The sequence below is a fragment of the Pedobacter sp. GW822-FHT03F06 genome, from assembly GCF_058801365.1.
This window is the reverse complement of the sequence record NZ_JBXANE010000001.1, coordinates 520,344-542,425: the sequence shown is the minus strand read 5'-3', so window position 1 is coordinate 542,425 and position 22,082 is coordinate 520,344. Positions and strand designations below refer to the sequence as shown.

21 protein-coding genes are annotated in these 22,082 nt (G+C 36.7%); 15 read left to right on the top strand and 6 right to left on the bottom strand.

Annotated elements, in window-relative coordinates:
- Window positions 1–79: 79 nt before the first annotated feature.
- The gene (locus AC1RJ8_RS02150; protein ID WP_492951997.1) at window positions 80–937 is read left to right on the top strand and encodes a glycoside hydrolase family 16 protein; all 858 of its coding nucleotides are present in this window, start codon (window positions 80–82) and stop codon (window positions 935–937) included.
- Window positions 938–1,063: 126 nt separating this feature from the next.
- On the opposite strand, the gene AC1RJ8_RS02145 is transcribed toward AC1RJ8_RS02150, so the two are convergent.
- Entirely contained in the window at window positions 1,064–1,594 is a 531-nt protein-coding gene (locus AC1RJ8_RS02145) for an OmpA family protein (protein WP_492951998.1), read from the bottom strand.
- A gap of 180 nt (window positions 1,595–1,774) precedes the next feature.
- Between AC1RJ8_RS02145 and AC1RJ8_RS02140 the strand changes: the two genes are divergently transcribed.
- On the top strand, window positions 1,775–2,545 hold the full coding sequence (locus AC1RJ8_RS02140; protein ID WP_492951999.1) for an SDR family NAD(P)-dependent oxidoreductase: 771 nt from the start codon (window positions 1,775–1,777) through the stop codon (window positions 2,543–2,545).
- 24 nt (window positions 2,546–2,569) lie between these two features.
- On the opposite strand, the gene AC1RJ8_RS02135 is transcribed toward AC1RJ8_RS02140, so the two are convergent.
- Complete coding sequence (locus tag AC1RJ8_RS02135; RefSeq protein WP_492952000.1) at window positions 2,570–3,268, bottom strand: NUDIX hydrolase; 699 nt, start codon at window positions 3,266–3,268, stop codon at window positions 2,570–2,572.
- A gap of 160 nt (window positions 3,269–3,428) precedes the next feature.
- Between AC1RJ8_RS02135 and AC1RJ8_RS02130 the strand changes: the two genes are divergently transcribed.
- Genes AC1RJ8_RS02130 through AC1RJ8_RS02120 form a run of 3 tightly spaced genes read left to right on the top strand, consistent with a single transcriptional unit; the run spans window position 3,429 to window position 7,368 of the window.
- Complete coding sequence (locus tag AC1RJ8_RS02130; RefSeq protein WP_492952001.1) at window positions 3,429–4,490, top strand: UDP-glucose--hexose-1-phosphate uridylyltransferase; 1,062 nt, start codon at window positions 3,429–3,431, stop codon at window positions 4,488–4,490.
- 10 nt (window positions 4,491–4,500) lie between these two features.
- Window positions 4,501–5,652: a galactokinase gene (locus AC1RJ8_RS02125; protein ID WP_492952002.1), complete on the top strand. Its 1,152-nt coding sequence runs from the start codon at window positions 4,501–4,503 to the stop codon at window positions 5,650–5,652.
- A gap of 39 nt (window positions 5,653–5,691) precedes the next feature.
- Window positions 5,692–7,368 (top strand): sodium/sugar symporter, encoded by a 1,677-nt coding sequence (locus AC1RJ8_RS02120; RefSeq protein ID WP_492952003.1) that lies wholly within the window; start codon window positions 5,692–5,694, stop codon window positions 7,366–7,368.
- A gap of 274 nt (window positions 7,369–7,642) precedes the next feature.
- On the opposite strand, the gene AC1RJ8_RS02115 is transcribed toward AC1RJ8_RS02120, so the two are convergent.
- Window positions 7,643–8,893: a Na+/H+ antiporter gene (locus AC1RJ8_RS02115; RefSeq protein WP_492952004.1), complete on the bottom strand. Its 1,251-nt coding sequence runs from the start codon at window positions 8,891–8,893 to the stop codon at window positions 7,643–7,645.
- 270 nt (window positions 8,894–9,163) lie between these two features.
- On the bottom strand, window positions 9,164–9,478 hold the full coding sequence (locus AC1RJ8_RS02110) for an RNA recognition motif domain-containing protein (RefSeq protein ID WP_492952005.1): 315 nt from the start codon (window positions 9,476–9,478) through the stop codon (window positions 9,164–9,166).
- Between the two features lie 219 nt (window positions 9,479–9,697).
- Between AC1RJ8_RS02110 and AC1RJ8_RS02105 the strand changes: the two genes are divergently transcribed.
- From AC1RJ8_RS02105 to AC1RJ8_RS02075, 7 genes are all read left to right on the top strand, one after another.
- Window positions 9,698–11,683, top strand: coding sequence for a sialate O-acetylesterase (locus tag AC1RJ8_RS02105; RefSeq protein ID WP_492952006.1), 1,986 nt, complete (start codon window positions 9,698–9,700; stop codon window positions 11,681–11,683).
- Window positions 11,684–11,793: 110 nt separating this feature from the next.
- Window positions 11,794–12,186, top strand: a complete 393-nt coding sequence (locus AC1RJ8_RS02100) for a nuclear transport factor 2 family protein (protein ID WP_492952007.1) — start codon at window positions 11,794–11,796, stop codon at window positions 12,184–12,186.
- Between the two features lie 360 nt (window positions 12,187–12,546).
- Complete coding sequence (locus AC1RJ8_RS02095) at window positions 12,547–15,057, top strand: beta-L-arabinofuranosidase domain-containing protein (protein ID WP_492952008.1); 2,511 nt, start codon at window positions 12,547–12,549, stop codon at window positions 15,055–15,057.
- A 74-nt stretch (window positions 15,058–15,131) separates the two neighbouring features.
- On the top strand, window positions 15,132–15,995 hold the full coding sequence (locus tag AC1RJ8_RS02090; RefSeq protein WP_057934262.1) for an OmpA family protein: 864 nt from the start codon (window positions 15,132–15,134) through the stop codon (window positions 15,993–15,995).
- Window positions 15,996–16,112: 117 nt separating this feature from the next.
- Entirely contained in the window at window positions 16,113–16,694 is a 582-nt protein-coding gene (locus AC1RJ8_RS02085; protein WP_492952009.1) for an HPP family protein, read from the top strand.
- 212 nt (window positions 16,695–16,906) lie between these two features.
- Window positions 16,907–17,038 carry a hypothetical protein gene (locus AC1RJ8_RS02080; protein WP_262711735.1) on the top strand — a complete coding sequence of 44 codons (132 nt, stop codon included), beginning with the start codon at window positions 16,907–16,909 and terminating at the stop codon, window positions 17,036–17,038.
- The gene (locus AC1RJ8_RS02075) at window positions 17,028–17,348 is read left to right on the top strand and encodes a hypothetical protein (protein ID WP_492952010.1); all 321 of its coding nucleotides are present in this window, start codon (window positions 17,028–17,030) and stop codon (window positions 17,346–17,348) included. The genes AC1RJ8_RS02080 and AC1RJ8_RS02075 overlap by 11 nt, the downstream gene beginning before the upstream one ends.
- A 242-nt stretch (window positions 17,349–17,590) precedes the next feature.
- Here the strand turns inward: AC1RJ8_RS02075 and AC1RJ8_RS02070 are convergent, their stop codons facing one another.
- Window positions 17,591–17,791, bottom strand: coding sequence for a DUF3606 domain-containing protein (locus tag AC1RJ8_RS02070; protein WP_492952011.1), 201 nt, complete (start codon window positions 17,789–17,791; stop codon window positions 17,591–17,593).
- A gap of 297 nt (window positions 17,792–18,088) precedes the next feature.
- Between AC1RJ8_RS02070 and AC1RJ8_RS02065 the strand changes: the two genes are divergently transcribed.
- Window positions 18,089–18,295 (top strand): hypothetical protein, encoded by a 207-nt coding sequence (locus AC1RJ8_RS02065; protein ID WP_492952012.1) that lies wholly within the window; start codon window positions 18,089–18,091, stop codon window positions 18,293–18,295.
- 38 nt (window positions 18,296–18,333) lie between these two features.
- On the opposite strand, the gene AC1RJ8_RS02060 is transcribed toward AC1RJ8_RS02065, so the two are convergent.
- Window positions 18,334–20,187, bottom strand: a complete 1,854-nt coding sequence (locus AC1RJ8_RS02060; RefSeq protein ID WP_492952013.1) for a PAS domain-containing sensor histidine kinase — start codon at window positions 20,185–20,187, stop codon at window positions 18,334–18,336.
- A 702-nt stretch (window positions 20,188–20,889) separates the two neighbouring features.
- Here AC1RJ8_RS02060 and AC1RJ8_RS02055 point away from each other — a divergent pair.
- Both AC1RJ8_RS02055 and AC1RJ8_RS02050 read left to right on the top strand, forming a co-directional pair.
- Window positions 20,890–21,459: a UbiX family flavin prenyltransferase gene (locus tag AC1RJ8_RS02055; protein ID WP_492952014.1), complete on the top strand. Its 570-nt coding sequence runs from the start codon at window positions 20,890–20,892 to the stop codon at window positions 21,457–21,459.
- 50 nt (window positions 21,460–21,509) lie between these two features.
- A complete protein-coding gene (locus AC1RJ8_RS02050; RefSeq protein WP_492952015.1) occupies window positions 21,510–22,055 on the top strand; it encodes a hypothetical protein in 546 nt (181 codons plus the stop codon).
- The last annotated feature ends 27 nt before the right edge of the window (window positions 22,056–22,082 follow it).

The window sequence follows — 22,082 nt, the reverse complement described above, 5'->3', positions numbered from 1 at the left end:
TTCTCTGGGGCTTTCTGAAAAGAAAACCCAGAGAATTTTTTATTTAAGAATAATGTTAAATTAGTTGATCAAAAAAACGATGTTATATAGAATCCCATTCTTCCTTATTGTAGCGATAATTATTTTAATACAATCCTGCGCAGTAAAAAAGGAACAGAATTTTTCCAATATCTACTCATCCGAAGGTTATAAGCTAATTTGGAATGATGAATTTAACAAAGATGGCGCTCCCGATCCAGCCAATTGGAACTATGAGAAAGGGTTTGTGCGTAATGAAGAGCTGCAATGGTATCAGCCCGAAAATGCTTTCTGCAAAGATGGTAAGTTGATTATCGAAGCACGGAAAGAAGTAAAACCTAACCCGTTATATGTAGAAGGAAGTAACGAATGGCGTAAAAAACCAAAAGATATAGCATATACTTCAGCCTGTATCATTACCAAAGGTTTACAGAGCTGGCAGTATGGTCGATTCGAAATGAGAGGAAAAATTGATATCTCGGATGGGCTCTGGCCTGCATTCTGGACATTGGGCGTAAAAGGCCGCTGGCCTGCGAACGGTGAAATCGATATTATGGAATACTATCAGGGAAAATTATTGGCCAATATTGCAAGTTTAGGACCTGATAAAAAGGCGAAATGGTTTAGCAATACCAAGCCCATTACCGAATTGGGTGGAAAAAAATGGGCAGCAGAATTTCATATATGGCGCATGGACTGGGATAGCGAAGCCATCAGCTTATTTGTAGATGGAATGCTCCTTAATAAAACCAATTTAAGCGATCTTAAAAATGATGATGGCTCAGATTTTCATCCTTTTAAACAACAACATTACATCTTGTTCGATCTGGCCATGGGCGGTATGAACGGTGGCCCGTTAAATGATACTAAATTTCCCAATAGGATGGAAGTCGATTATGTTAGGGTGTATCAGAAATAGATGCCTTTCCATTTGTCACCCTGAGCGTAGTCGAACGGCTGAAACAAGTCCGGTAGGACGACCGGGTTGTAAATAAGAAAGCGCCATGGAAATTAAACCATGGCGCTTTCTATTATATTTTAAAGATTAATTCTGAACTTTTATTTCAGTTCTTCTGTTCACCATTCTACCTTCTTCACTATCATTCGAGCTGATTGGTTCTTTTTCGCCATGACCAACAACAGTGAAATTATTTCCATTTAAACCTGCGTTAATAAAGTACGATTTTACTGCATTTGCACGGTCGATAGAAAGTTGCATATTGTGATCGGGTGTACCCTCAGCAGATGAATGTCCGTTAAGTACAAATTTGGTGGTAGGCGATTTTTTCATTTCTGCAACTGCTTTATCCAGTATAGCGAATGATGATGTTTTAAGTACGAAGGAATTAAACTCAAACTGGATATTGTCTAAGTTGAAGTTGGGTTTTTCAGCGGGTGCCGGAGCTTCTTCTTTCTCTGGGGCAGGCGTAGGTTTTTTCTCCTCTACCGGTGGTGCTGGCTTTTCAACAGGTGCTGGAGCAGGTTTTGCTACCAGTTTTTTTGTTTTACAAGAGTACATTGTAAGGGTAAACAAAGCTAGGAGCGTAGTAAATAAAAGGTTTTTGGTAATGTTCATGTTTTAAGATTAATTTAAGTTTACTGTGTGTTTGTTGCCCAAACATACTAATAAATGATTACAGCTATAACGGTGTTTTTTTGAAGAAGTTATATTTAATGCGTTAATCCGTCTAATTTAACTTCAATTTTACTCAAACATATTCATGTCAATTTCCTTTATGTATTATAACAATTTACTATGAACCGTTTTGAAAACAAAATTGCTTTAATTACCGGAAGCAGTCAGGGAATTGGTGCTGCGTGTGCCTTAAGGTTGGCCAAAGATGGCTGTGATATTATTTTAAATGGCCATAAATTTGATGAAAGGGGCGAAAAACTTATCGCAGAAATACAGGACATGGGTAGAAAAGCAGCTTTTTTGGAAGCCGATTTAAGTAAAGCCAAAGAAGCCACTAAATTGATAACCGATGCCGTGGCCGTATTTGGTCATTTAGATATTTTGATAAATAATGCGGGTGTAGAAAAAAAAGCCAACTTTTGGGAAGTTACGGAAGAAGATTACGACCTGATCATGAATACAAATTTAAAAGGTGTTTTTTTTAGCATCCAGTCGTTTGTAAATTACTGTAGAAAAAGTAAGGTTGCCGGAACTGTAATCAATATGAGTTCTGTCCATGAAGAAATCGCATTTCCACATTTTACCGCATACTGTGCAAGTAAAGGCGGTTTAAAAATGTTAACCAGAAATCTCGCTTCAGAATTAGCCAAGTTTAACATCAGGATCAACAACGTAGCACCTGGAGCTGTTTCAACGCCGATTAATCAAGATTTATTGAATAATAAAGAACAGCTGGAAAAAGTACTTCAAAATATCCCTTTAAAACGAATGGGTAAGGTAGAAGATGTTGCAGCAGTAGTGGCTTTCCTTGCTTCTGATGATGCCGCTTATGTAACAGGATCAACTTATTTTGTAGATGGAGGATTAACCTATCATTATGAAGAACAATAGGCTAATCATACAATGAAATTTAATTTAAACCTTTAAATTAGGCATTAAGTTTAAGAAAGCCTGCGCATTGGCACTGTATTTTTTTTTATCTAGTTTAAAATAAAATGCACCTTTTTTTGAACCCGATTTATCTTTTTCGGCCAGTTTAATCAATAATCCAGTCGAGGTAATTTTACGGCTGAAATTTCTGGTGTCGATTTTAGTATCGTTTACTTCCTCAAAAAGAATATGCAATTGTGGGATGGTGAATTTTTTAGGAAGCATTTCAAATAAAATAGGATGGAGGGCAGCCTTGTACCTTAATTTTTTTCGGGCATCGGCAACCATTTGGTTATGATCAAAAATAAGTTTTGGCCTATCGTTGATCAAAAACCATTCTGCTTCGTAATCATCATTTAACTGTGCCTCATATTTATGGATATCAATAAGGGCAAAATATCCAACAGAAAGTGTTCTTTCAATTGGGTCACGGCCAGGTTCTCCATAAATCTGCATCTGTTCCAGGTAAACACCTTCCAAACCCGTCATTTTTTTGAGTACCCTGTTCGCTGCATCATCCGGACTTTCATTTGCACCCACAAAACCACCCATTAAACTCCATTTGTTTATTTCGGGCTCTAAACCCCGCCTAACCAACAGAATTTTAAGGTGTTCACCATCAAACCCAAACACGATGCAATCAACAGCAACCAGATAATGTGGCTGCCCAGAATATTCAATCATTTTTTATCCGAGATTTTAAAGGCTTAATATGTTCAAATTTTCACGAAAATAAAAATTATTATTAATTGTCTTTTTGACAATTAATAATAATTTTATAATTTGGCAGCTTAGATAGATTAAGCTAAATGCTTTCTTTTCTCTAACCAATTGAAAATATAAAATGAACCAAACATTCGAACTCGATAGTAATCCACACACCAGGTTAAATATATTAACTGGCGAATGGGTTTTAGTTTCTCCGCACCGTACTAAAAGGCCTTGGCAGGGTAAGGTTGAAGATGTAACGTCAGATAACCGTCCGGAATATGACCCTAAATGTTATTTATGTCCTGGTAATGGCAGGGCAGATGGCGATAGCAATCCAGAATATACCGAAAGCTTTGTTTTTAACAATGATTTTGCTGCATTGCTTGAAGATACGCCTGCTGGCAATATGAATGAAGATGATTTATTGGTAGCCAATAATCAGAGAGGACTTTGCAGGGTGATCAGTTTTAGTCCGAAACACAACCTCACACTTCCCGAAATGAGTGTCGAAGCCATAACTGCTGTAGTAAATGTTTGGCAAAATGAATTTAATAACCTTGCCGAAAATGATTGGATCAAATACATTCAGATTTTCGAAAATAAAGGCGAAATAATGGGCTGTAGTAATCCACACCCACATGGTCAGATCTGGTCGCAGAGTGATATTCCATTAGAAATTGCTAAAGAAACCGAACGTCAGAAAACGTTCTACGCTATTCACAGAAGAAGTTTGCTTGGCGATTACTTAAAACTGGAGCAAAAGAAAAAAGAGCGTATTGTATTCGAAAACGATCATTTTGTGGTACTTGTTCCTTTTTGGGCAGTTTGGCCTTACGAAACCATGATTATCAGTAAACGCCATGTGAATAGTATTAAATTGTTTACAGAAGCTGAGAAGAAGTCGTTAGCTGAAGCGATTAAGGTGTTAACAACTAAATATGATAACCTTTTCGAAACTTCTTTCCCGTATTCTGCCGGCATGCATCAGGCACCAGTAAACAATGGATATTACCCTGAATGGCACTGGCATATGCATTTTTACCCACCGTTGTTGCGCTCGGCATCAGTTAAAAAATTTATGGTCGGTTACGAAATGTTGGCTAACCCTCAACGCGATATTACCCCTGAATTTGCCGCTAACCGTTTAAAAGAGATGTCTGCAATCCACTATAAAATCAACAAAACTGAAGATTAAATATTAAGTAATGAATGCACAGGATTTAAAAAATACATTTAAAAAACTTTTCAACGCTGAGCCTATTTTAGTGCGTTCGCCTGGAAGAATCAATATTATTGGCGAGCATACCGATTATAACGGCGGTTTTGTAATGCCTGCTGCCATTGATAAAGCCATTTATGTAGCCATATCAAAAAGAGAAGATGATGAAATACATTTATTTTCAGAAAGTTATCAGCAATTTGATATTTCATCGATCAAAAGCCTGAAAAAATCAGAGAATAGTTGGGCCAATTACATTTTAGGCGTTGCCGATCAGTTAAAAGAAAGGGGCCATCGGTTGGGCGGCTTTAACTTTTATATCGATGGTGATGTGCCTTTGGGCGCTGGTCTATCGTCATCTGCTGCTGTAGAATGTGCAACCGGCTTTGCACTCGATCAACTTTTTTCGCTTTCTGTTCCGAAAATGGATATCGCATTGATTGCACAAAAGGCAGAACAGACTTTTGCTGGTGTTAACTGTGGAATCATGGATCAGTTTGCCTCTGTATTTGGTAAGAAAGATCAGGCTATTATGCTCGATTGCAGATCGATGAAACACATTTACATTCCTTTAAAGCTGGATGGCTATAAACTTTTGCTTTTAAATACGAATGTAAAACACGCACTTGCCGATTCTGCCTACAATAAAAGAAGATCACAGTGCGAACAAGGTGTTGCCTGGGTAAAGGAACATTATCCAAATGTAAATACGCTTCGCGATGTGGATTTGGCCATGTTAGAAACCCATGTTAAACCAAAAGATCTGGAAGTTTACACCAAATGTAGTTTTGTAGTGAAAGAAATCGGCCGTTTATTAACCGCTGCGGAGCAACTGGAAAATGGTAATCTGCAAGGTTTGGGCAAACTGATGTTTGAAACCCATGAGGGCTTAAGCAAAGATTACGAAGTGAGCTGTAAAGAATTAGATTTCCTGGTTGATGCGGTTAAACCTCTTGATTATGTGTTAGGTGCGAGGATGATGGGCGGTGGTTTTGGTGGTTGTACCATCAATATTGTTAAAGAAGAAAAAATTGCTGATTTAATTGAAGAGTTATCTTCAAAATATTCATTGCAGTTCGGACTCAAGCTTGGTGCCTATACCGTTCAAACTGATAATGGAACCAGCTTATACAGCTAAAATTTAAATAACCCAAGGTATACTAACCAAAATAAATCAATGAAAAATAACTTATTAGACACGAAGGATTACATTGTATTTGCAATTTACTTCGTTATTGTGGCCGCTTATGGGCTCTACATTTACAACAAGAAAAAGTCAGAATCTACGGGTTCTAAAGATTATTTTCTTGCTGAAGGCTCTTTAACCTGGTGGGCAATCGGCGCATCGTTAATTGCATCTAATATTTCTGCAGAGCAGTTTATCGGTATGAGCGGATCAGGTTTTAAAATGGGATTGGCCATTGCAACCTACGAATGGATGGGCGCATTAACCTTAGTGGTTGTGGCAGTGTTTTTTATTCCGGTTTACCTGAAAAACAAAATTGCTACAATGCCACAATTCCTACATCAGCGTTATAACGGAACGGTAGCCATGATTATGGCTGTTTTCTGGTTATTGCTTTATGTTGTAGTTAACTTAACCTCAATTCTTTATCTGGGTGCTTTAGCAGTAAGTAGTATTTCTGGTTTCGATTTAAGCTTCTGTATGTACGCCATTGCAGGTTTTGCTATTATTATTACACTAGGTGGAATGAAAGTTATTGGATATACCGATGTTATTCAGGTGTTTTTCTTAATTCTGGGTGGTTTGGCCACTACTTATTTGGCTTTAAACTTAGTTTCTACCCACTATGGAACGACAGGTATTTTTGAAGGTTATAGCTTAATGACTTCAAAAGCTTCTGAACATTTCCACATGATCTTAAAACCAGATAACGAAAATTATATCGATTTACCTGGCTTAAGTGTGCTTGTAGGCGGTATGTGGATTGTGAACTTAAATTATTGGGGCTGTAACCAATACATTACTCAACGTGCTTTGGGTGCTAATCTTGAGACTGCCCGCGGAGGTATTCTTTTTGCGGCATTCTTAAAATTATTAATGCCAATTATTGTCGTGTTACCAGGTATTGCAGCTTATGTTTTATATAAAGATGGTGCCTTTCAAGCAGAAATGCTGCAAGATGGATCAGTAAATCCAGATCGTGCATATCCGGTATTGCTAAATTTGCTTCCTGCCGGATTAAAAGGACTTTCGTTCGCCGCATTAACCGCGGCAGTAGTAGCTTCTTTGGCTGGTAAAGCAAACAGTATTGCAACTATTTTTACGCTGGATATTTACAAGAAAGTATTAAAGACCGATGCTACCGAGAAAAATTTAGTAACAACAGGTAAGATCTCGATTATTGTAGCGATGATCCTTGGCGTGTTAATTGCACCGCATTTAGGAATCGATAAAAAAGGAGGGTTCCAATATATCCAGGAGTATACAGGTTTTGTTTCTCCAGGTATTTTTGCCATGTTTATTTTAGGTTTCTTTTGGAAAAGAACAACTTCAAGTGCAGCACTATTTGCTACAATTGGCGGTTTCGGTTTATCGATTTTACTTAAATTCTTGCCTACACTTACCGATCTTTCATGGTTATCAGGAATGGGTTTCTCTGTTAAAAATGCAGCGGGTGTTTACGAAATTCCATTTTTAGATCGGATGGGCTTTGTATTTGTATTCTGTATCCTTGGTATGGTGATCATCAGTTTAGCAAGCAACAAAGTTAAGGCAGAAGCTAAAGGACTGGCTATCGATGCTAAAATGTTCAAAACCTCTACCAGTTTTGCAGTAGGGGCATTAATCATCATCGGATTATTGGTAGCACTTTATAGTGTATACTGGTAAACGATAGTGTACAAAATGGGAAAGGGATAAAGTCATTAGATTTTATCCCTTTTTTTTGGTTTAAAATATCCGATCACTTTTAAATTTAAACCTTAATGTTCTTAATTCCTTAATGATAAAGCTTACCATCCTAAAAGATCCTGAAACAAGTTCAGGTAGACGATTCTCTCTTGCAATCGTCATGCTGATCCGATACTATCGGATTTATTTCAGCATCTTTCCTATAAAACAAGCTAAAATTAATGATTGCTTTATAATTTACGCTAATAACCAGTTATTTATCTTCAGTAGCCAATTTCTTCACCAACCATGGCAAGGTAAGTCCTTGTCCGATTAAAGTAAACAATACCACTACAACAGATATAAATATAATAGCATTACGCTGTGGAAATGCATTTCCATCCGATAAAGTAGCTGGTAACCCAATTGCAATGGCCAAAGAAACAATACCTCTCATGCCCGACCAACTGATAATCAAACTGTTCTTGAAATCAAGCAATGCATCCGCTGTAATACGGTGTTTCCCTTTCTGAAAGGCTTTTTGAAGATTGAATTTTTGTAGGAAAACACGGGCTATTCTTAATAACAGCGCAACAATGGTAATCACCAGCGAATAACCTATGTAAAGTAAAATATCGGCATTGTTAATGTTTTTGTACACATAAGGGAATTGTAACCCAATTAAAATGAAAATCAGCCCATTCAATAAAAAGATAATGATGTCCCAGATGTTTTTTGATTGGTTTTTAAGTTGCTCAGGAAATACATTATTGCTAAACCTCGAAATGCCCAATCCTAAAATAACAACTGCAATAACACCAGAAACATGTACTTGTTCCGCAATTAAATAGGTAACAAAAGGCATCAATAACATCAAGCTGATGGTAGCCAAACGGTTACTATGTATTCTGTTGATGATGAAGGCGAGAATTTTCGATATTACCATGCCGATTAAGAATCCACCAACCATTAAAATGGCAAATTCAAGCGATGCTTTCCAAAATACAAAGGCAGTTCCGGTTACCGCGGCAACCGCAAAACGATACGCTACCAGTGCAGAAGCATCGTTAACTAAACTTTCGCCCTCCAATATGGTATTTGTTTTGTGAGATAAACCCAAACCTTTAGTAATACTCATGGCAGCAACAGCATCAGTAGCAGAAAGAATTGCACCTAATACAAAAGACACCGGCCAGCTCATCCCCGGAATCATATAGTGTGCAACCACAGCAATACCAATAGCGGTGATAAAAACCAGCGTAATGGCCAATGTAAATATGGTGTTGATATTGGTTTTAAATTCCTTGAATGAGATATTAAAAGCGGCATCGTAAAGCAATGGTGGTAGGAATATCAAAAATATAATTTCAGGATTAATGTCAATTGATGGTAAAGACGGAACAAAACCCACTGCTATACCAGCTACAATCAATAAAATAGGATAGGGGATTTTAATTCGATCGGCAACAGCAGAAAGGCCAATCATCACAGCTAAAATAAATATTACAATGGCATAATTTTCCATATCTGCAAAACGTGTTTTTAATAGATGTCGAAACACTTAATGCAAAATATAGGCTTAGAACTGAATTAAAAAGTTTCTGGCCGAAATAAATTAATCGATGAAATAGGGGGATGTCTAGAATTTTATTGCGACAAATACATTTAAATTTTATAGAGAAATCCTTAATGGTCAACAAAAAGGAAACGCTAATTAATTGTTGAAACGGGACAATACCTTTTAAGATACCGGAAAATTATAGCAAAGCAGGCAAGAGAAAGCCTTAATAAGAAACTAACGCTGTAGCCTGGGTCTTTTGCTTTTAAAAGGTTGGTTGGTTTTTGGCTTTGCTGCCGGAACACCACTTTCCTCTTCCGATATTTTAACTGTAATGACATTGCCTTTAAAAGTTTCTCCATTTAAGGTAGATACAATATTTTTAGCATCCGGTAAACTGTATATTTCTAAAAAAGCATAGCCTTTACACTTGCCAGTAGCTCTATCGCGAACAATTTTAATCGTTTCTACCCTACCATGAAGGCTAACCAATATTGCCAAATCCATCTCTTGGATATTGTCAGGAAGGCCACCTATAAAAATCTTAACCATTAATTCAGTAATTTGAGAGAACATCCGGTTAAATCAAACTTAAATCCAGAATTGTTCTTTTAGACCTGCAAAATAAGCAAAATGATATTCTTACCCAAACTAATTGATTGAATTTTGCCTCATTTTTATCATAAATTTGTGCAGAGCAGACATATATATTGATGTTGACAGACATAAAATGTACATTCGCTTTCTAATCATCAAAAAATAGGTTAAAATATGAGCATCTCTAAGTTAAAGTCTATACTCATTATCGCATTATTCCTCTTCAGTTCGCTACTCGTACAGTCAAAAATTTTATTGCCGTCGGTATTTAGCGACAATATGGTTTTGCAGCAAAAAACAAATGCAGCCATTTGGGGTAAGGCCACAGCCGGTAAAGCGGTTAAGATAACGGTTTCGTGGAATAAAGTTAATTATGGGGCTATTGCCGATGCCAGTGGCAATTGGAAAATTAAAGTGGCAACACCAGGTTATGGCGGTCCATATTCCATCACCATTTCCGATGGAGAACTGTTTGTGCTAAACAATGTATTAATAGGCGATGTTTGGATTTGCTCAGGCCAATCGAATATGGAAATGCCACTTGCAGGTTGGGGAAAAATCCTCAATAGCGAAAAAGAAATTGCTGATGCTAAATATCCAAACATCCGTTTATTGCAAGCAGAACATGTTACCAGTAGTTTTCCGCTTAACGACGCCAAAGTGACCAATGGTGGCTGGCAGGAATGTAGTCCAAAATATATTGCTGAGTTTTCTTCTACCGCATATTTCTTCGCCCGCGAAGTGTATGAAAAAACTAAAATCCCTATTGGCCTAATCCATACCTCGTGGGGAGGAACAATTGCTGAAGCCTGGACAAGTGCCGAATCGCTTAAAAAAATGGCCGATTTTTCTGCTGCAGTTGATAAGATACAAAAATTAGCTAAAAATCCTTCAACAGTTTCTTACGAAGAAAAATTGCAGAATTGGATTAAAATGACAACAGAGAAAGATTCGGGTTATCAGGCTGGCGAAACAAAATGGGCTTTGGCAGAAACCACAAACTGGAAAAGCATGGCTTTGCCGACCTTGTGGGAAGATGCAGCACTTAAAAATTTTGATGGTATAGTATGGTTTACAAAAAAGGTTAATATCCCCGAAAACTGGAAAACAAATGGTGCTAAACTTAATTTAGGTACAATTGATGATAACGATATTACCTTCGTAAACGGAGTAAAAGTAGGTGAAACAGTGGGATATAATGTGGGTAGAACATACACAATACCTGCAAGCCTGCTCAAAATAGGTGAAAATACCATTACCGTTAGGGTTTTTGATAGTGGCGGTGGCGGCGGTATATATGGCAATGCCAAAGATTTGAGTTTAACAAACAACACAACAGAGAAAATTTCTTTAGCTGGCGACTGGAAGTACAAAGTGGGGGTAGATTTTAAAAATGTTGAAGCTAAACCTTACGAAGAAAATGGCCCTAACAGACCAACCGTATTGTACAATGCAATGATTCATCCTTACCTGCAGTTTTCAATTAAAGGTGCAATTTGGTATCAGGGAGAAAGTAATGCCGATAGAGCTTACCAATACCGCGAATTATTTCCAACGATGATTAAAGATTGGCGCCAGAAATGGGGGCAGGGAGATTTTCCATTCTATTTCGTTCAACTGGCTAATTTTATGCAGATTGATCATGCGCCTGTAGAATCTGCCTGGGCAGAGCTTAGAGAAGCCCAACAAAAAACACTTGCACTGCCAAATACCGGCATGGCTACCATTATTGATATCGGTGATGCAAAAGATATTCATCCTAAAAACAAACAAGAGGTGGGTAGAAGGTTAGCCTTAATTGCCCTGGCTAAAACGTATGGTCAGAAAATAAACTATTCTGGCCCCGTTTATCAATCCAATAAAGTAGAAGGGAAACAGATCCGTTTAACTTTTGGCAATACAGAAAATGGATTAAAAGCCGCAGATGGCGCAGCACTAACCGGTTTTGCCATTGCTGGAGCAGACAAGAAATTTTATTGGGCCAAAGCAAACATCCAGGGGAATCAGATCATAGTAAGTAGCGATCAGGTGGCAAATCCTGTTGCGGTTCGTTATGCGTGGGGAAATAATCCTGTGTGTAACCTGGTTAGTAATGATGGCTTGCCAGCATCACCATTCAGAACAGATACCTGGCAGGGCCTTACCTTTGCAAAGAGATAATTGATAAAATTGTGCAATCTGTGTGGCTAAAACCGTGTAATGCAGGCAATATTTAAAGTTACGCCATTCTTTGTGGCTTACTTTATATTTTTACCTGCTAACCGGAAATTATGCCAAATATTTTATCAGACCAGGAAACCATTCTCCTGATTGCCGACCTAGAAGAAAAATTATTAGATGGGTTTAAAAGAACAGACCTGAACACACTCGATTTATTGTTTGCCGATGGAATGCTTTTTCATGATCAGTATGGAAATGTGTTGGATAAAGAGATGGATCTGGATGCCTACCGGAGTGGCATGATCAAAATTGCCAAAATCAAAGTATCCAAACGGGAAATGCGTGTTTTTGAATCAATTGTTATTGTTTCTGCAAGTCTTTTTATTAAGGGAAGTTATTCAGATATTTTGCTTAACGGCAAATATCAATGGTTAAGGGTTTGGGCTAAAGTGAGTGAAGATTGGAAAGTAATTTCTGCCAGTTGTACAAGTATTTCAGTATAAAAATAGCTGCTTAAAAATAAGAACGGGGAATAACCAATGGCTATCCCCCGATTCTAAATTAACGCTCTCTGGATCTAATATAGAACTAATCTCCGTTTCAACCAAAAGCTTGGTGGGCGAACAATCCTGGTCCTTACCCTGGCGAGTTAAAAATAGGTATATATCACAATCTGGTGTAAACCTCAGGCTTTGCAAACTGTATAATTATTTATCTTTCAGTTTTCATGCTCAGCGTTTAAGTTTGCTTTAACCAACTTAATAGTGTTTTTTTAATTGTTTGAATATAAGGTTACTAAAACGTTTTAATATTCACTCATATTTATTAGTTTTATAAAATATTATCTAACCAATAGTCCTTTTATGAAAAAAATATTTACCTCAATCTATTTTCTGGTTTCCTGTCTATCTATTCATACTTTAAATGCTCAGAATTTAACTGAATTCAACAAAGTACCCTTAAAACAGCATGTTTATGTGCAATTGCCCATTGGAAGTATAAAAGCCAAAGGATGGTTGTTAAAGCAACTAGAACAGCAAAGAGATGGTGCAACGGGAATGGCAGAAGAGTTATATCCAGAAAAAGATAATCTGGGCAAAAACTCCGATTGGCTGGGAGGCGATGGAAATGGCTGGGAGCGGGTGCCATATTATGTTAAAGGTTTAGTAGCATTGGCCTATACCTTAGACGATCCAATACTAAAAGCAAAAGCACAAAAGTATATCGAGTGGACTTTAAACAATCAGCAAGCCAACGGATTATTCGGCCCGCCTAAAATGAAAGATTGGTGGCCACGTATGCCAATGATGTATGCTTTGCAAAGCTATTACGAGGCTACAAATGATAAAAGGGTAATTCCTTTTCTGTCAAAATATTTTAAATATGAACTCAATAACCTCGATGCTGATCCATTAAAGGAATGGGGTAAATCGAGAGCAGGCGATAATATGGAAATAGTCATGTGGCTTTACAATAAAACCGGTGATCAGGATTTATTACGACTCGTAGAAAAGTTAAAACAACAGGCATACCCTTGGATCGATATTTATAGCAACAACGGGTTTTACTTTTTTGGTGATGATTTTCAGCCAAAACATATGGTTAATGTAGCTCAAGCCTTAAAATTTCCAGTGCTTTATGCTCAACTTCAAGATCGCTCATCTAATCTTGAAGCATTTTCCAAAGGTATAATGCACATTATGCACGACCATGGTCAGCCAGAAGGTTTAGGCTCAGGAACTGAATTTCTGGCAGGTACAAGCAGCATAGAAGGCGTAGAAACCTGTACTGTGGTAGAGTGGATGCAGAGTTTAGAAACTGCGGCAAAGGTTATTCATGATGCAAGAATTGGCGATCAATTGGAAAAAATAGCTTTTAATGCTTTGCCAGCCCAGTTTAGCCGCGATTTTAAAAACCATTCATATTACACATTACCCAATCAGGTTCAAAGCATTCATGGCGAGCATGGCTTTAATCAAGATTATAGCTCTGGTATTGTTTCCAGTCCTTATTCTGGTTATGGCTGCTGCCGCTATAATATGCACATGGGCTGGCCTTATTTTGTGAAAAGTAGTGTTGTGGCTACTCCAGAGAAAGGCCTGGCAGTAATTACCTATGGCCCAATGGAGATAGAAACTGTGGTAGCCGAAAAAAAAAAAATAAAAATTACTGAAGAAACCAATTACCCCTTCGAAGAAAAGATCAGGTTAAAAATAGGGCTTAGCACTTCTACATCCTTTCCATTGATTTTAAGAATCCCAGCCTGGAGTGTAAAACCAGGTATTACATTAAATGGAACGCTATTAAAAGGCGTAAAAGCTGGTGAAATGTTTACCATATCCCGCGAGTGGAAAGATCAGGATCAATTAGAACTGAATTTTCCGATGCAAATTACTACTCAAGCCCAAGTTAATAATTCTGTTAGTGTAGAACGTGGACCTATTGTATATGCATTAGAAATTAAGGCAGCAAATAAGGTAACCAAAACGCATCCGGTTGCTGGCTTTACAGATTACGAAATTCGTCCGGAATCGGCATGGAATTATGGTTTAGTGTTAGATAAGGGTAACTTAAGCAATGTTAGTGTGGTGAGCGGTACAATGCCCGAAAATCCTTTTATTGCAGTGAATGCACCAGTTAAATTAAAGGTTCAGGCAAAAAAGATTCCGTCATGGACCCTAGGATACAACAAAGTAGCTGCTTTTGATGTGCCTTTTAGTCCAATTCCCTCAACCGAAAAGCAGGAAGAAGTTATTTTGGTGCCATATGGATCTGAAAATATACGCCTAAGTTGTTTTCCTGTAATCGGCCAGTCAAAAAAAATAAATAAGGCTTTGGTCGAAAATTTTGATCGGGGAATGGCCAGCAATTGGGTTTTTTATGGCGGTGGCTGGTTTTGGAAAGATGGAGAGGTTAATTCTGCATCAAATGCAGGCTCTGGTGGTTATGGCATAAATGGATCTAAATATGTGGCTAATGGAACAGATTTTAAAGATTTTACTTATCAGGCAAATGTTAAAATCAATACTACCGGCGATGCAGGTTTAATGTTCAGGGTTGCTAATCCGGCAATAGGCGCCGATGCTTACCAAGGGTATTATGTGGGTTTAGACCAGGCCAATGGAACAGTACTGCTAGGGAAAGCTAACGGGCAAAAATGGACCGTTATAAGTTCAGGAAAATATCCTGTTGAAATGAACAAAATGTATACTATAAAAATAGTGGCGAAGGGAGATGAATTTGATATTTTTATAAACGGGTCTGCAAAACCTATTCTTTCTGCAACAGATAGTCAATATCGATCAGGTAGTATAGGATTAAGAGCGTATAAAGCTCTGGCTAGCTTCGATTCGGTAAAGATTAACGCTTTTTAACATCGGTTCAGGCCGGTATTAAACTTTGCGGCAAGGAATTTGTTAACCTATTATCAATAAATAAAAATAAGATTATGAAATTATACAAATCAATTCCAATAATGCTCTTTACCCTTGCGCTTGCAGCTGGTTGTGTAAGCAATAAGAAATATGCAGAACTTCAGGATACCTATTCCAAGTTGAGAGAAAGAAACCAGGAGTTAAGTAATAAATACCAGGATAGCCAACGCGAGCTTAGCGGAAGCACCAGCAGGGTTAAAAGTTTAGAAGAACAGATTGCCTCAGAAAAAGCCAATGTAACTGCATTGCAGGATGCATTGAACAAATGTTTAAATTCTAGTAGCCAGGGCAATGTTAACATTTCGAAACTGGTTGATGAAATTAACAGTTCGAATAAATACATCAAGCAATTGGTAAATGCCAAAAACAAAAGCGATTCGCTTAATATGGTGTTGACTAATAATTTGACGCGATCATTAAGTAAAGAAGAGTTGGGAGATGTTGATGTACAGGTGCTTAAAGGCGTAGTATATATCTCTTTGGCTGATAATATGTTGTATAAATCAGGTAGTTACGAAGTTTCTGATAAAGCAGGAGAAACTTTAAACAAAATTGCTAAAATCATTAAAGATTACGATACTTATGATGTGCTGATTGAGGGTAATACCGATAATGTGCCTATCGCGCAGACCAATATCCGAAACAACTGGGATTTAAGTGCCTTGCGTGCTTCGTCAGTAGTTCAGGTATTGCAAACCAAATATGCTGTAGACCCTAAGCGATTAACAGCAGGCGGACGCGGTGAATTCAATCCAATTGCTGATAATACAACAGCAGGAGGGAAAGCGAAAAACAGGCGTACACAGATCATTATTACGCCTAAGTTAGATCAGTTTATGGATCTGATCGGAAAAGCGCCTGAACAGTCTCAAAAATAAAGTAGAATAATAATCATTTTAAGGGGTTGAAATTAATTTTCAGCCCTTTTTTATTTCTAAAGCTTTCTCTTTTCCCTTTAATATTTTGCTAATTTTGCACGCGCTCCAGTACAGGTTATGAGAAAACGCATAAGAAAACACCTTCGCACAGCAAAATACATCGTATACAAAGAAACTTTAATCGATTTTAAAGAACATGTTTGGACATTTATTGGAGCGTTTTTAGGCATTGGCATTATTGGCTTACTCCATTCTAAATACTTTACCGCCAACGATAATCTGTTTCTCATCGGTTCATTTGGAGCCTCATCGGTACTTATTTATGGGATTATAAATAGCCCGCTGGCACAGCCTAGGAATTTAATTGGAGGGCATGTTTTATGTGCTATAGTAGGTGTTACCATTCATAAACTTATTCCTGGAGAAGTGTGGTTGTCATCTGCCTTGTCCGTTTCTTTATCTATTGTATTGATGCAGATCACCAAAACACTGCATCCTCCTGGCGGAGCTACAGCACTTATCGCCAATATTGGTTCGGCTAAAATACAATCGTTAGGTTATTTTTATGTACTGTGCCCGGTCTTATCTGGTGCTAGCATTTTACTCTTGGTTGCTATTCTTGTAAATAACCGAACCTCACATCGCAGTTATCCCAACAATAAAAAATGGTATAGGGTTTGGCACCGTTACCGCAGGTAAAATATATCTCGATAACGATATTGATATGACGATTTTAACCTATTATAAATGTATATTTGATTATATCAGTAATCTTATTAAACCAATTTTCTCTCACTGATGTACCATTACGGTATTCTCTAATCTTAAATTTTAGATGAGTATTTTTTATTCCAATCACCGAATTGTTTATGCAATGATGATTGGTCGTATCACACTGTAATCATTTAAAGATGAGTAGAGACAAAAAGAAAGAGGCAAGTGTAAACAAGAAAGCACCCTCAGATTATCAATCCGGAAAAGGTAAGTCGGCAAAGGTTGAGACAGATCTGTTTGCAAAAAAGCCAGGTAAAAATGGCAAGTAACGATCCGAAAGTTCAGGCAAAAGTTTTTTTGTACGAACTTAATAATACACGGCACGAATATGGTTTTTCAGCAACTGAAGAATGGACTTTAGATTTGGCGACAAATAATCAGAAAAAGGACCTGGAGAATAAATATTATCCTTTATTATCCTTAACCATAGCACCCGAAAATATAATTGGAATACTCAATCTTTTGCAAGAGAAGCTTGGAACCGCAGTTGCCAACATCAAAGATAACCTTAATCCCAAGAAAATTTCAAAAGAATCAGTTAATCTATTGGCTTATTGTACAGGAAGGTTAAAGTATTAATTGTAAAATAGAAGAAGGTGTATCATTACAATGAATCGTCATCTCGACCGTAGGGTTCCAAAGGAACTCCTTTGGAGGAGAGATCTTTTTAATATAGTCCACAGATCTCTCCACTACGCGTTGCTCCGGTCGAGATGACGCCGATTTTTAGAATCTGTCATTGTAGCCTGTCGAAGACATTCCTAAGCGTTGAATAAGCTCCGCGCGACAAATTCGAATATGGAAAATTATCTAATATTTAATCAGGAAATGCTGATTTTTTTCTTTTGCTGGTTTAAATAAGCTGCGATTTGATTTAACATGATGCTTCTTGTTGCCCTCACCGCAGATTTCAAAACTTCAGAACTTACACCTAAACGGTTAGCCCAATAATTTCGATCTGTTTCTTCGGATAATAAGATGATTTCTTCTTTAATGCTTGGAGTTTGGATGAGATTTTTCATAAATAGGATGATTAATTCAGTAAATAACACGCACAAGCTCGATTTGGTTCAATAAAAATAGATTTTTTTATTCATAATAACAATTTGTAAAACAGCTAATTAAAAAAAAACATTTTAATCACAATTAAAATAGCGCCGAAACCGCTCACTTTTTCTTTTAATTCGTTATTGTAATAATTAACCTATATGTCATAATTAATAATTATGCAAAAAAATAATTTCATGTATCTTTAATTATACATAAAATGACTATAATTGCTAATTATTTATAAAAAAAAATATTCTGTAATGGGTGATATGAGGAAGGGAGACGTTACTCAGATTGACTTTGAATACGGACATGGAATCATTATTGACGAAAATGGCCAGGATATTCACTTTCAATTAGATAATATATCTGATCAAATTAATATAAATTCGAAAATAATTTTTGAAATAGAATTGCGCGAACAGGGTTTGGTAGCGGTTAACGTTAAATTAGAAATGGAAGAAGTAAGAGGTTAGTTTTACATACCCAAAGCAAATTAATGTTATACATTTTATTATAGGTCATTTGCAGCAGGTAAGCTGAAAAAAAATGTAGAACCTTTACCCAATTTGCTTTCTACCCAAATTTTTCCCTGATGCCTTTCAATTACTTCGGCACAAATATACAGGCCAACTCCAAATCCTGCAATGGTTTTAGTGTCGGGGCTCTCTACGCGGTAAAAGCGGTCGAACAGTTTGGGTATGTCATCTTCACTGATGCCTATGCCTTCATCTTCTACACTTACAATCACGTAACCTTTTAGTATTTCACACTTAATTGCAATTAAAGAGTCTTTTTTTGAGTATTTCGCCGCGTTGCCAATCAGGTTATTGATTACATTGCCTATTTTCTCTATATCTGCATTTACCATCATTTCTTCCGCACCGATTACCTGGATAAAATGGCTTGGTAGAACAATTCTGTTTTCCTCAGCTATGGTTTTAATCAAATCAACAAGGTTAAAATTTGTTTTGTTCAATAAAATTTTACCCGATTCCAATAAGGACACATTTAAAAAGCCGTCAATCATTAACGACATTCTTTTTAACTGAACATTTACTTTATCAAGTATCTGAATAGTAAAGTCGTTATCTGTTTCTTTAAATTTATATTGCAAAAGTTGTACATAGGCACTTAAGGATGTTAAAGGAGTTTTAAGTTCATGGCTTACCATACCGATAAAATCATTTTTTCTAATTTCATCCTGTTTATGTTCAGTAATATCCAAAACAGCGCCAGCAATATAAACAGCTTTTCCTTCTTCGTTATAATAGGCTTTTCCTGCTGTTCTTAACCACTTGCTTTTAGCGCTTATACCATTCAGATTAATCTGGTATTCAATATTGAAAGCACTGCGGTGATGTAATGCACGCTTGATACCGTTGGTAAGATGTTCGATATCTTCCAGGCTTATCAATGATTTAGCTTCTTCTATACCCAACCTGTTATTTTCCAGTTCGTAAATTTGTTGTGCCCGTTCTGACAAAAGCACCTGTTTGCTTTCCAGGTCGATGTTCCATGAACCCATTTCAGATGCATCCATGGCTATTTTTAAGATATCTTTAGCTTTAAGTAATTCTTTTTTAAAGTTTACCTGCTCTGTAATATCTTTAATAATCACTAAAATTCTGGTTACTTCATTTTTATCATTTTTTAGGGGCTCGTAGAAAGCGATGAAATAACCGTCTGAAATAGCTGACGAAATTTTTAATTCATTGATTGTTAAGGGTTGACCGTTTTTAAAAATATCTTTTACATGCACTACAAGTGCTTGCTGTTTTTCGAGTTCTGGTCGTGCCTTTTCTTGTGGAATCCCGATTACTTCTTTCCTGGTTTTGCCCCAAAGTTTTAATATGTTATCGTTTGCATATTCTGTAATGAGTTCCGGACCTTTTAGTACGCACATGCCCAAAGGGGCCTGCTCAAAAAATCCTCTAAAACGTGCCTCACTTTCTGAAAGTTCAAATAAAATATGCTCAAGGTCATTTTCATCTAGCGGAATTTCCCTTAATGAACAGATGATATATTCAACCGGGCGATCGTTTTGTAATACTGGAGAAAATTCCAATTCCCATTTTACGTTTGGCGAAGTAGAATAAATGGGATGGATAACCAGCGTGCCTTTTACCTTAAGCTCGCTTACTTGCTGAACTGCTTTAATCAGAAGCACTTTTTCGGCAGCAGACAGAAGGTTTGGGATAGCGTTAATATCATAGAATTTCAATTTTCCTCCTACCCGCTCTATTAAAGCTTGGTAAGCATCGTTATGTTCTACCACCACCAATATCGGTTTTACTTTAAAAATGATTATGGGGTTCTTAGAATGTTTTAACAGTGCTTTTAAGAATGGAGAGGCTAAATCTATCATAAATTTAAGTTGACACTTTCCCAAATATAATCGTTAAGTAGTTAATCACCAACCGATTTGTAAGGATGATATAATATTTATCATACGGAATGGTATAATTTGTAAGTGTGTTGTTTGTAAGTTGTTGTAGTTCAGTATTTAGTGCGCTTATTTGGTGCCTTACCCGTTATGGTTAAATATTTCATCTATATAGTGAGACTATAGAAAGTGGTAAATCATATTTCGCTTGCTCTCCACTTACGAAAGGGCACTCATTCAAGACTATAAGTGATAAAAATCACCCTAATATTTTTATGCAATCGAATTTATTTTGTATTATATCAATATCAACAAATTGTAAAGGCAAATGTGTAAAAATTGATAGCCTAACTGTAAAGTAGGTTCTTACTTGGTAATTATGACTGATTTGTAAGACATTATTAAGCGGTATTTTGTTAAAAATGATGTCTTTTTAAGCAGAAAAAAAGTTTTTTCGTGTTTTTTTATAAAATTATTTATTTGATAATCAGTATGTTATGTTTTGTTTTTGAATTAAATATTTGATTTAAGCGATTTAACATTTCTCGCTTACATTTTTTTAAAAATTTATATATATTTGTTCTTACCCTTTCGAGGGTATGTTTTTCATAGGTAGATGTAGGGTCAGAACAATGTTCTGGCCCTTTTTTGTGGTAATGGATTTAGAAAAACTATTTTTGTATTATGATTAAAAAGAAAGTGATTGTTGCGGTTACAGGAGCCAGCGGTTCTATTTATGCTAAAGTTTTATTTGACCGGTTATTAACATTAAAAGATCAGATTGAGGCGGTTGGTGTAGTGATGAGCGACAATGCAAAAGCGGTTTGGCAATTCGAACTGGGAAACCAGGATTATAACCATTTTAAAGACTTTACCTTTTATAACAAAAACGATTTTAATGCTCCTTTTGCCTCAGGGTCGGCAAAATACGATACCATGATTATCATTCCTTGTTCTATGGGAACTTTGGGTAGGGTAGCACATGGAATATCGAACGATTTGATTTCGAGGGCAGCAGACGTTGTGTTAAAAGAACGCAGGAAATTAATAGCTGTAGTAAGAGATACCCCGTTCAGTTTAATCCATATCAATAATATGAAAACTGTAACTGAAGCGGGTGGAATCATCTGTCCGGCCAACCCATCTTTTTACAGTTTGCCTCAAACCATAGAGGAAGTTGCCGGCACCGTAATTAGCAGGGTGTTAGATCTGGCAGGTTTTGAACAGGAAAGTTATCGGTGGCAGGAGCAGTAATTTTTATTTTGCCAAAGTTTAGATATTTTTGGTTAATTTAAAATAATCCCATGAAACTATATTTACGCCCTATCTTATGTTGTGCAGTGTTATGTGCTTTTTTTTCTCAGGTTAACGCTCAGCAGGATTTTCTGATTAATTCAAAGAACGACACTTTAAAAGGTGAAATAAAAAAACAATTTATTGGTTTTTATCGGTTCAAGCCAGATGGAGGTGCCAGTTTCAATAAGATCCCAATCCGCGAAACAAAAGAATTTTATAAAGTAGAAAAAGAGATAAATTATCTTGTTAAGGTACGTCCTGGCAAAAGAAGTCCTGATTTTTTACAAAGATTGGTTAAAGGCAAAATTGATTTGTTCGAATATTACAGACAGAGTGGTAATAATCAGGTTGATATTGTTTGGTATGCCAGTAAAGAAAATGGGGAACTGTTTGAGGTAAAAAGTAACCATATCTTCGGTTCTCGCAATGATCGCAAAGATAGGTTATACAGCTTAATAAGTGATAAACCAGAACTGTTAGAGAAATTTAAGAAAGATGATAGTTATAGCTTTGAAGCTGTAAAGGAATGCATTAAATTATATAACTCAAACTAAATAGCCGATACTCATGCTAAAATTAAG